Origin of the sequence: Streptomyces sp. NPDC059853, from assembly GCF_042731495.1 — a bacterium.
GTDB lineage: Bacteria > Actinomycetota > Actinomycetes > Streptomycetales > Streptomycetaceae > Streptomyces.
On sequence record NZ_JBHWJL010000186.1, the window covers coordinates 1 to 10,189 of the forward strand.

The following is a 10,189-nucleotide window of genomic DNA, read 5'->3' on the forward strand; positions in this document are numbered from 1 at the left end:
CCTCAGCTCTGGTTGAAGAAGCCGTCCGAACGGTGCGCGGCCGGCTCACCGCTGACGACCTCGGTGTCGGCAGGGCTGAGCAGGAAGACCCGGTTGGCGACCCGGTCGATGGAACCGCGCAGGCCGAAGATCAGGCCGGCGGCGAAGTCGACGACGCGCTTGGCGTCGCCGGGCTCCATGGCGGTGAGGTTGATGACCACCGGGACCCCGTCGCGGAACAGTTCACCGATGCGGCGCGCGTCGCGGAAGCTCTCCGGCGTCACCGTCGCGATCCGGCCGCTGTCACCCTCCGGTGCCGGCTCCTCCACCGCCCGCACCGCCGGGTCGGTGGCCCACGGCTCGGTGCCGTCGCCCGGCTCGGGCCCCTCGGCGTACTCGTCGTCGTAGTAGCGCATCTCGCGGTCCTCGACGAGCCCGAGCCAGGCGCTCGCCTTGCGTACCGATCCCATGGATGCCTCCTCTCTCACGCGGCTCGAAACCGCCCACACCCCTATCGTCATCCATGATGCGGATGATGCGCCAAGTGGATTGGCGCCCGAACCGGATTTCGTGACGGTTCTGGTGCAATCGATTATGGCGCCCCCTCAGGACAACCGCCGCCCGGTGCAGCTGACGGAGAGTGAGTTTCGGGCAGGATGCGCACCGGGTGCGGAGGTTCCGTGGAGTGGCTGAAAGTGGTTCTTGGCAAGGCGTCCCGGCGTGGTGAAGATTCGGTGCAGCGCTTGTCAGGGTCATGCCGATGAATGCGGCGGACCCCGGCCACGCCTCACGGGCCCGCACCCAGCGGGCCCCGGATTCCCCACGGAGGACATGTGAGTACCGAGCGCCCCAACCCCCACAGACGCCTCGTCAAGCGGCTGCGGCTGATCGCCGCCGCCTCCGGTGTGGCGGCCCTGACCGCCTTCGTGCTGCCCAGCACCGCCGGCGCCGAGCCGGTGCAGACCTTCAGCACCGCCCAGCTGGCCAAGGCGGACTCGGCCGTGCTCGCGGCCGACATCGCCGGCACCGCCTGGACGGTCGACGAGGAGACCGGCAAGGTGCTCGTGACCGTGGACTCCACGGTCACGCAGGAGGAGATCGCGGAGATCAAGGAGAACGCGGGCTCCCTCGCCGGCGCCATCGAGGTGGAGCGCACCCCCGGCACGCTGGAGAACTACCTCTCCGGCGGTGACGCCATCTACGCGAGTGGCTGGCGCTGCTCCGCCGGCTTCAACGCCACCCGGGGCGGTACGACGGTCATGCTGACCGCCGGCCACTGTACCGACGGCGCGGGCACCTGGTGGTCCAACTCCGGCAGGACCACCGTCATCGGCGGCACGATCGGCTCCAGCTTCCCCGTGAACGACTACGGGCTGGTGTCGTACACCAACTCCTCCATCTCCCGCCCGAGCAACGTGTACCTCTACAACGGCACCTACCGCACCATCACCGGTGCGGCCAACGCCACCAACGGGCTGGCCGTCCAGCGCTCCGGCTCGACCACCGGGCTGCGCTCCGGCTCGGTGACCGGTCTGAACTACACCGTCAACTACGGCGGCGGCGACATCGTCTACGGCATGATCCGCACCAACGTCTGCGCCGAGCCCGGCGACAGCGGCGGCCCGCTGTTCTCCGGCAACACCGCCATCGGTCTGACCTCCGGCGGCAGCGGCAACTGCACGGTCGGCGGCACCACGTACTTCCAGCCGGTCGTGGCGGCGCTCAACGCGTACGGGGCGACCATCCCGTAACGGGTCCGTCCACCGAAGCGGTCCTTCCCTCTCGCTGCCCCCGTCCGGTTCACCCGGACGGGGGCAGTGGCATCTCGTTCGGGGGATGTCGCATGTCACGAAAACCGGACTGCGGCGAACGGTGAGCGAACCCGGAGCGACTCTTTTCAGACAGGTCTAGTCCTTACCGTCGGCGAACTGCGGTGCGCGCAACGCGCGTAGCGTGGCGGTGAGTTGGCAGATACCGGGCGTGTCCGGGACACATCGCCCGGCCTCCCGTGCGGCGATCGAACTCCCGTCCGGGGCGTGAAGTCGTTCTTGTGTGGGCCCCCGCAGGATGGGAATACTCGCCATCACCGCTTGGCATGAACGTGGCTGAAGAGTCAGGTTCCTGCCTTCTCCGGAGCCTTGCGCTCCAACCCCCACAGGAGGAAACAAGCGTGACAAACCGACGCATGTCCGCGCGGCGTATCACGATGGCCGCCACCGGTGTCGCGGCACTGCTGGCCGGGTCGTTCACCATGTCACAGGCGAACGCCCAGACCCCCACCTTCACCCCGGACGTCCTGTCCTCGCAGGCGGCCGTCGAACTGGCGACCACCCTGGACGACACCCTGTCCGCCGAGACAGCAGGCACCTTCTACGACGCCGAGACGGAAACCCTCGTGGTGAACGTCACGGACAGCTCCGCCGTCTCCGAGGTCCAGGCCACCGGCGCCGAGGCGCGCGTGGTGGAGCACACCCTGGCCCAGCTGGAGGCGGCGGCCGACGAGGTCGAGGAGTACGCCGTGCCCGGCACGGCGTGGGGCATCGACCCCGTCTCCAACGCCGTCAAGGTGACGGTGGACTCGACCGTCACCGGCGACGCGCTCGCCGAACTCCAGGCCACCGTGGACGGCCTCGGCGGCCAGGCCGTCCTGGAGCAGGTCGAGGGCGAGTTCTCCCCGTACATCGCGGGCGGTGACGCCATCTACACCTCCGGCGCCCGCTGCTCGCTCGGCTTCAACGTCACGATCGGCGGCCAGCGCGGCTTCCTGACGGCGGGCCACTGCGGCTCGACCGGCAGCAGCTGGTCGGCCACCTCGGGCGGCGCGGCGTTCGGCACCCTGAGCACCAGCGTCTTCCCGGGCTCCGACTACGCGGCCGGCACCTACAGCTCCAGCATCGCCAGCCCCAGCGCGGTCAACCTGTACAACGGCAGCACCCGCTCCATCACCGGTGCGGCCAACCCGGTCGTCGGCCAGACCGTCGAGCGGTCCGGCTCCACCACCGGCCGGCACAGCGGCACGGTCACCGCGCTGAACGTCTCGGTCACCTACCCGCAGGGCACGGTGCGCGGCACCATCCAGACGACCGTCTGCGCCGAGCCCGGCGACAGCGGCGGCGCCCTCTTCTCGGGCAACACCGCGCACGGCCTGACCTCGGGCGGCAGCGGCAACTGCTCCAGCGGCGGCACCACCTTCTTCCAGCCGGTGGTCGCGGCGCTGAACGCGGTGGGCGCCACCATCCCGTAACAGGATCACCACAGACCCCGCTCCCGCCGCTCAGCACGGCGCGAACGGGTGGCACACTGCGAAGCCCCCGGCCGATCCGGCCGGGGGCTTTGTGCTGGACAGAACAGAACAACGGGGGGAACACGGCGTGTTCGGCATCATCCGACCCTGCCGGCACCGGCTGCCCGGAGGGCTCGGCGAGCAGTGGCTGGCCCATCTGTGCGGTCTGTGCCTGGCGCTGCGCACCACGCACGGCCAGGCGGCCCGGCTGGCGACCAACTACGACGGGCTGCTGATATCGGTGCTGTACGAGGCGCAGGCGCAGCCCTCCGGGGCGGGAACGGAGCAGTGGCGCCGCACCGCGGGACCCTGCCCGCTGCGCGGGATGCGCACCGCGCCGGTGGCCCGGGGCGAGGGCGCGGCGCTGGCCGCCGCCGTGTCGCTGGTGCTGGCCTCGGCCAAGCTGCGCGACCACGCGCTGGACGGCGACGGGGCCCTGCGCCGCCGCGGCCTGGCGGCGGCGGCCGGGCGGGTGGCGCGCGGCTGGGAGCGGGCCGGTGCCCGGGGCGGGGCGGCGGTCGGCTTCGACGCCGCGCTGCTCACCGAGGCGATCGGCCGGCAGCAGGAGCTGGAGGCGGCGGCGGTGCCCGGCGGGCCGCTGCTCGCGGTGACCGAGCCGACCGAGACCGCGACGGCGGCGGCGTTCGCGCACACGGCCCGGCTGGCGGGCCGGCCCGGCAACGCGCGGGCGCTGGCCGAGGCGGGCCGGTACTTCGGGCGGCTGGCGCATCTGCTGGACGCGGTGGAGGACCAGCGGCAGGACGCGGCGGACGGCTCCTGGAACCCGCTCACGGCCACCGGCACCAGCCGGGCGGAGGCCCGCCGGCTGTGCGACGACGCGGTGCTCGGGGTCCGGCTCGCGCTGGCCGAGGCGGAGTTCCGCGACCAGCGGCTGGTGCATGTGCTGCTGGTGCACGAGCTGCGGCGGGCGGTGGACCGCACCTTCGCCGGGCCCGGCGGGCGGGCCTGCGGGCACACCGCGACGGCGGAGAGCGGACCGGGGCTCGTGGACCCGCCGGATCTGGCGGACCCGCCGGACACCGGGCGCCGGCGGCGCGGCTGGGCGGCGGGGTGCCTGGTCTGGACGGGGATGTTCTGCACCTGCCAGGTGTGCTGCCGTGAGGACTACCCCGATCCGTGGACTGGCAAGGAGCGCCACGGCTGCTGCCACTACTGCGACTGCTGCGGTGGCTGTGACACCTCGTGCTGCTCGTGCTGCTCCTGCGGCGAGGACGGCGACGACGGCGGGTGCTGCGACTGCTGCGACTGCAACTGCGGCTGCGACTGCTGAGCCGGCGGGGCGCGGCGCGGTCGGCCCCGTGCAGCCGGTCGCCCGCCGGGTGACGGCCCGGAGACCGTCACCCGGGTGGGCGGGGGCGGTCAGCCGCGCTCGGCCGCCACCAGCTCCGCGATCTGCACCGCGTTGAGCGCCGCGCCCTTGCGGAGGTTGTCGTTGGAGACGAACAGCGCCAGACCGTTGTCCACCGTCTCGTCCCGGCGGATACGGCCCACGTAGCTGGCGTCCCGTCCGGCCGCCTGCTGCGGCGTGGGCACGTCGGAGAGGACGACGCCCTCCGCGCCCGCCAGCAGTTCCCGGGCCCGGTCCGGGCTCAGCGGCTGGTCGAAGCGCGCGTTGATCTGGAGCGAGTGGCCGGAGAAGACCGGGACGCGCACACAGGTGCCGGAGACCTTCAGGCCCGGGATCTCCAGGATCTTGCGGCTCTCGTTGCGGAGCTTCTGCTCCTCGTCGGTCTCGTCCAGGCCGTCGTCCACCAGGGAGCCGGCCATCGGCAGCACGTTGAAGGCGATCGGGCGCACATAGTTCTTCGGAGCAGGGAAGTCCACGGCGGTGCCGTCGAAGGCCAGCCGGGTGGCGTCCTGGGCGATCGCGGCGCGCGCCTGCTCGTCCAGCTCGGCGACCCCCGCGAGGCCGCTGCCGGAGACCGCCTGGTAGGTGGAGACCACCAGCGAGGTGAGGCCGGCGGCGGCGTGCAGCGGGCGCAGTACCGGCATCGCGGCCATGGTGGTGCAGTTCGGGTTGGCGATGATGCCCTTGGGGCGGTCCGCGACGGCGTGCGGGTTGACCTCGGAGACGACCAGCGGGACCTCGGGGTCCATCCGCCAGCCGGAGGAATTGTCGATGACGACGGCGCCGGAGGCCGCGACCTTCTCGGCCAGCGCGCGCGAGGTGGTCTTGCCCGCCGAGAACAGCACGATGTCCAGACCGGAATAGTCGGCGGTGGCGGCGTCCTCGACGGTGACCTCGCCGTCCTGCCACGGCAGGGTGCGGCCGGCCGAACGGGGAGAGGCGAACAGCCGCAGCTGGTCGACCGGGAACTTCCGTTCGGCCAAGATTGCGCGCATCACGCCGCCGACCTGGCCGGTGGCTCCGACGATCCCGATCTTCATGGGGCTCCTTGCGTTATGACTGTGCAGCTCACGTCCCGTGCGCTGTGGCTTCTACCCTGCACTGTCCCGGTCCATCACAGCCAATTCTTTGATGTCGGTCACGCGGGGGCGGACGGGAATGAAGATACTTCTGTACGGAAGTAACGCCTATGAAACGCGGCCGCACTAGCCTCCCGGTGTCCGGTGCGGCGCACACGGTGACGACGGTGAGGTGGAGCGGATGCGACTGACCCCGCACGAACAGGAGCGGCTGCTGATCCACGTGGCCGCCGATGTGGCGGAGCGGCGGCGCGCCCGCGGCCTGCGCCTCAACCACCCCGAAGCGGTCGCCCTGATCACCGCACACCTCCTCGAAGGCGCCCGGGACGGCCGGACCGTCGGCGAACTCATGGCCTCAGGACGCGAGGTCCTCAGCCGGGACGAGGTGATGGAAGGCGTCCCGGAGATGCTCCCCGACGTCCAGGTCGAGGCCACCTTCCCGGACGGCACCAAGCTCGTCACCGTGCACGACCCCATCGTCTGACCCCACCACCGGCGGGAGCGCCCCTGTGATCCCTGGCGAAGTCCTGTACGCCGACGAACCCGTCCCGCTCCACGAGGGGGCGCCCGTCACCCGGCTCACCGTCCGCAACACCGCCGACCGGCCGGTGCAGGTCGGCTCGCACTACCACTTCGCCGAGGCCAACCCCGGCCTGGAGTTCGACCGCCGCGCCGCGTACGGCAAGCGCCCGGCCATCCCCGCCGGCACCGCCATCCGCTTCGAGCCCGGCATCCCGGTGGAGGTGGCGCTGGTCCCCATCGCGGGGCGGCGGATCGTACCGGGCCTGCGCGGGGAGACCGGAGGACCGCTCGATGACTGAGCCGCTGAGCAGGGCCGCGTACGCCGACCTCTACGGCCCCACCACCGGGGACCGGGTACGGCTGGCCGACACCGGTCTGCTGATCGAGATCGAGGAGGACCTGTGCGGCGGCCCCGGGCGGGCCGGCGACGAGGCCGTCTTCGGCGGCGGCAAGGTCCTCCGCGAATCCATGGGCCAGTCCCGGGTCAGCCGGGCCGAGGGCGCCCCCGACACCGTGATCACCGGCGTGATCGTGCTGGACCACGACCGGACCGGCAAGGCCGACGTCGGCATCAGGGACGGCCGGATCACCGCGCTCGGCAAGGCCGGCAACCCCGACACCATGGACGGCGTCCACCCCGGGCTCGTCATCGGCCCGGAGACCGAGATCATCGCCGGCCAGGGCCGGATCCTCACCGCGGGCGGCGTGGACGCCCACATCCACTTCATCTGCCCGCAGATCGCGGAGACGGCCCTCGCCTCCGGCATCACCACCCTCATCGGCGGCGGCACCGGGCCCGCCGAAGGCTCCAAAGCCACCACCGTCACCCCCGGCGCCTGGCACCTGGCCCGGATGTTCGAGGCGATGGACGGCTACCCCGTCAACGTCGGATTCCTCGGCAAGGGCAGCACCATGGGCCCCGACGCCCTGCGCTCCCAGCTGCGCGCCGGAGCCGTGGGCTTCAAGATCCACGAGGACTGGGGCGCCACCCCCGCCGTCATCGACGCCTGTCTGCGGGTGTGCGACGAATCCGGCGCCCAGCTCGCCCTGCACACCGACACCCTCAACGAGGCCGGATTCGTCGCCGACACCCTCGCCGCCATCGGCGGGCGGACCGTCCACGCCTACCACGCCGAGGGCGCGGGCGGCGGGCACGCGCCGGACATCATCACCGTGGTCGCGGAGCCGCACATCCTGCCCTCCTCCACCAACCCCACCCGGCCGCACACCGTCAACACCGTCGAGGAACACCTCGACATGCTGATGGTCTGCCACCACCTCAACCCCGCCGTCCCCGCCGACCTGGCGTTCGCCGAATCCCGCATCAGGCCCACCACCATCGCCGCCGAGGACATCCTGCACGACCTCGGCGCCATCTCGATCACCTCCTCCGACGCCCAGGCCATGGGCCGGGCCGGCGAGGTCATCCTGCGCACCTGGCAGACCGCGCACGTCATGAAGCGGCGCCGCGGCGCCCTGCCCGGCGACGGCCGCGCCGACAACCACCGGGCCCGCCGCTACGTCGCCAAGTACACGATCAACCCCGCCGTCGCCCAGGGACTCGACCACGAGATCGGCTCCGTGACCCCCGGCAAACTCGCCGACCTGGTGCTGTGGCAGCCGGCCTTCTTCGGCGTCAAGCCCGATCTGGTGCTCAAGAGCGGCCAGATCGCCCACGCCCAGATGGGCGACGCCAACGCCTCCATCCCCACCCCGCAGCCCGTCCTGCCCCGCCCCATGTTCGGCGGCACCGGGCGCGCCCCGGCCGCCAACTCCGTCAACTTCGTCACCGAGACCGCCCACCACGACGGCCTGCCCGAACGCCTCGGCGTCGGCAAACGCTTCACCGCCATCGGCGACACCCGCCGGATCACCAAGGCCGACATGCGGCAGAACGACGCCAGGCCCCGGGTGACGGTGGACCCGGACACCTTCACCGTCACCATCGACGGCGAACCGGTCGTCCCCGCCCCCGCCACGGAACTTCCCATGGCCCAGCGCTACTTCCTCTTCTGATGCCGGCCCCCGCCGCACTGCTGCTGCTCGCCGACGGCCGGTTCCCCGCCGGGGCCCACGCCCACTCCGGCGGCGCGGAGGCCGCCGTGCACGCCGGCCGGCTCACCGGCCCCGCCGACCTCGCCGCCTTCTGCCGCGGCCGGCTGCACACCGCGGGACTGGTGGCCGCCGCCCTGGCCGCCGCGGCCTGCGCCGGCCACGACCCCCGGCACCTCGACGAGGCCGCCGACGCCCGCACCCCCGTGCCCGCCCTGCGGGACACCGCCCGCCGGCTCGGCCGGCAACTGCTGCGCGCCGCCCGCGCCACCTGGCCCGACCCGGCCCTGGACGCCCTCGCCACCCGGCACCCCGGCGGCCTCCACCAGCCCGTCGTCCTCGGCCTGGCCGCCCGCGCCGCCGGACTCACCCCCGCCGACGCCGCCCTCACCGCCGCCTACGAGTCCGTCAACGGACCGGCCACGGCCGTGGTCCGGCTGCTCGGCCTCGACCCGTACGACGCCACCGCCCTGCTCGCCCGGCTGGCACCCGACCTCGACGCCGTCACCCGGCGCGCCGTCACGGCCGCCGACGCCGTCGCGGAACGGGGCACCGACGCCCTGCCCGCCGCCTCCGCGCCGCTGCTCGACATCGCCGCAGAACAGCACGCCGCCCGCAGCGGCCGGCTGTTCGCCTCCTGAAGGAGCCGCACCGTGCACCTGGACCACCCCGACACCTTCCCGCCCCGCCACACGCACCAGGCCCCGCCCTCCCACCCCGGCGGGCGGCGGCGCGCCCTGCGGATCGGACTGGGCGGACCCGTCGGCTCCGGCAAGACCGCCACCGTCGCCGCCCTGTGCCGCGCGCTGCGCCAGGACCTGGAGATCGCCGTGGTGACCAACGACATCTACACCCGCGAGGACGCCGACCACCTGCTGCGCGAGGCCGTCCTGCCGCCGGAGCGCATCACGGCCGTGGAGACCGGCGCCTGCCCGCACACCGCCATCCGGGACGACATCTCCGCCAACCTGGAGGCGGTGGAGGAACTGGAGCGCACCGCGGGACCGCTGGACCTGGTGCTGGTGGAGTCGGGCGGCGACAACCTCACCGCCACCTTCTCCCGCGGCCTGGTGGACGCGCAGATCTTCGTCATCGACGTGGCCGCGGGCGACGACATCCCGCGCAAGGGCGGCCCGGGCATCACCGGCGCCGATCTGCTGGTGGTCAACAAGACCGACCTGGCGCCGTACGTCGGCTCCGACCTCGCGGCGATGGCCCGCGACGCCCGCGAGCGGCGCGGCACGCTGCCGGTCGCCTTCACCTCGCTGCGGCAGCAGGACGGGGTGGCCCCGGTGAGCGCCTGGGTCCGCGAGCGGCTGGCCGCGTGGGCCGCCCGGCCGGCGGCCGTATGACGGTCACCGCGCGGGCCGCGATCACGGCGGCGCCGGGGGGACGGCTGCCGGTGCTGGCGGGGGAGGGGCCGCTGGCCCTGCGGCGCACCCGGGCACCGGAGCCGGGCTGGGCGCAGGTCACCACCGTGGGCGCGATGAGCGCGCCGCTGGGCGGGGACCGGCTGCGGCTGACGGTGACGGTCCTGCCGGGCGCGGCGCTCCGGGTGACGTCGGCGGCGGCGACGGTGGCCCTGCCGGGGCGGGACGGTACGGAAGCCCGGTACGACACCGTCCTGACGGTGGGGGAGGGCGGGATCCTGCACTGGCTGCCGGAGCCGGTGATCAGCGCGGCGGGCAGCCGGCTGCGGACGACGACCCGGATCGACCTGGCGGCCGGGGCCCGGCTCGTGCTGCGCGAACAGCTCGTGCTGGGCCGGGCGGACGAACCGGCCGGGCGGCTCACCACCCGGCTGACCGTGCGCCGCGCGGGCCGGCCGCTGCTCGACCAGGAACTGGACATCGGGCCGGGCGCCCCGGGCTGGGACGGGGGCGCGGTCCTCGGCGACCACCGGGC

The 10,189-nt window shown here is 73.4% G+C and carries 11 protein-coding genes; 9 read left to right on the plus strand and 2 right to left on the minus strand.

The window, feature by feature from the left end; translation table 11 throughout:
- Positions 1-2: 2 nt before the first annotated feature.
- On the minus strand, positions 3-449 hold the full coding sequence (locus ACFV5N_RS18750) for a cell division protein SepF (RefSeq protein ID WP_385600876.1): 447 nt from the start codon (positions 447-449) through the stop codon (positions 3-5).
- A 363-nt stretch (positions 450-812) separates the two neighbouring features.
- Here ACFV5N_RS18750 and ACFV5N_RS18755 point away from each other — a divergent pair, with 363 nt between their 5' ends.
- The 3 genes from ACFV5N_RS18755 (at position 813) to ACFV5N_RS18765 (ending at position 4,553) form a co-directional block, all read left to right on the plus strand.
- Positions 813-1,730: a S1 family peptidase gene (locus ACFV5N_RS18755; RefSeq protein WP_385600878.1), complete on the plus strand. Its 918-nt coding sequence runs from the start codon at positions 813-815 to the stop codon at positions 1,728-1,730.
- Between the two features lie 434 nt (positions 1,731-2,164).
- Positions 2,165-3,223, plus strand: coding sequence for a S1 family peptidase (locus tag ACFV5N_RS18760; protein WP_385600880.1), 1,059 nt, complete (start codon positions 2,165-2,167; stop codon positions 3,221-3,223).
- A gap of 127 nt (positions 3,224-3,350) precedes the next feature.
- On the plus strand, positions 3,351-4,553 hold the full coding sequence (locus tag ACFV5N_RS18765) for a DUF5685 family protein (RefSeq protein ID WP_385600883.1): 1,203 nt from the start codon (positions 3,351-3,353) through the stop codon (positions 4,551-4,553).
- A gap of 89 nt (positions 4,554-4,642) precedes the next feature.
- Here ACFV5N_RS18765 and ACFV5N_RS18770 read toward each other — a convergent pair whose 3' ends face one another.
- On the minus strand, positions 4,643-5,671 hold the full coding sequence (locus tag ACFV5N_RS18770) for an aspartate-semialdehyde dehydrogenase (RefSeq protein WP_385600886.1): 1,029 nt from the start codon (positions 5,669-5,671) through the stop codon (positions 4,643-4,645).
- A 220-nt stretch (positions 5,672-5,891) separates the two neighbouring features.
- Between ACFV5N_RS18770 and ACFV5N_RS18775 the strand changes: the two genes are divergently transcribed.
- From ACFV5N_RS18775 to ACFV5N_RS18800, 6 genes are all read left to right on the plus strand, one after another.
- A complete protein-coding gene (locus tag ACFV5N_RS18775; RefSeq protein ID WP_385600889.1) occupies positions 5,892-6,194 on the plus strand; it encodes an urease subunit gamma in 303 nt (100 codons plus the stop codon).
- Between the two features lie 25 nt (positions 6,195-6,219).
- Complete coding sequence (locus ACFV5N_RS18780; RefSeq protein ID WP_385600892.1) at positions 6,220-6,531, plus strand: urease subunit beta; 312 nt, start codon at positions 6,220-6,222, stop codon at positions 6,529-6,531.
- The gene (locus tag ACFV5N_RS18785; protein ID WP_385600894.1) at positions 6,524-8,248 is read left to right on the plus strand and encodes an urease subunit alpha; all 1,725 of its coding nucleotides are present in this window, start codon (positions 6,524-6,526) and stop codon (positions 8,246-8,248) included. The genes ACFV5N_RS18780 and ACFV5N_RS18785 overlap by 8 nt, the downstream gene beginning before the upstream one ends.
- Positions 8,248-8,925: an urease accessory protein UreF gene (locus ACFV5N_RS18790; protein ID WP_385600897.1), complete on the plus strand. Its 678-nt coding sequence runs from the start codon at positions 8,248-8,250 to the stop codon at positions 8,923-8,925. The genes ACFV5N_RS18785 and ACFV5N_RS18790 overlap by 1 nt, the downstream gene beginning before the upstream one ends.
- Positions 8,926-8,937: 12 nt before the next feature.
- Positions 8,938-9,636: an urease accessory protein UreG gene (ureG, locus tag ACFV5N_RS18795; RefSeq protein ID WP_385600900.1), complete on the plus strand. Its 699-nt coding sequence runs from the start codon at positions 8,938-8,940 to the stop codon at positions 9,634-9,636.
- Positions 9,633-10,189: urease accessory protein UreD (locus tag ACFV5N_RS18800; protein WP_385600903.1), on the plus strand; the 557-nt coding region annotated here is incomplete at its 3' end. The genes ureG and ACFV5N_RS18800, both read left to right, overlap by 4 nt.

Coding starts and splice junctions, on each gene's coding strand:
- ACFV5N_RS18750 (WP_385600876.1), bottom strand. CDS start 449: ATGGGATCGGTACGCAAGGCGAGCGCCTGGCTCGGGCTCGTCGAGGAC.
- ACFV5N_RS18760 (WP_385600880.1), top strand. CDS start 2,165: ATGTCCGCGCGGCGTATCACGATGGCCGCCACCGGTGTCGCGGCACTG.
- ACFV5N_RS18770 (WP_385600886.1), bottom strand. CDS start 5,671: ATGAAGATCGGGATCGTCGGAGCCACCGGCCAGGTCGGCGGCGTGATG.
- ACFV5N_RS18775 (WP_385600889.1), top strand. CDS start 5,892: ATGCGACTGACCCCGCACGAACAGGAGCGGCTGCTGATCCACGTGGCC.
- ACFV5N_RS18785 (WP_385600894.1), top strand. CDS start 6,524: ATGACTGAGCCGCTGAGCAGGGCCGCGTACGCCGACCTCTACGGCCCC.
- ACFV5N_RS18790 (WP_385600897.1), top strand. CDS start 8,248: ATGCCGGCCCCCGCCGCACTGCTGCTGCTCGCCGACGGCCGGTTCCCC.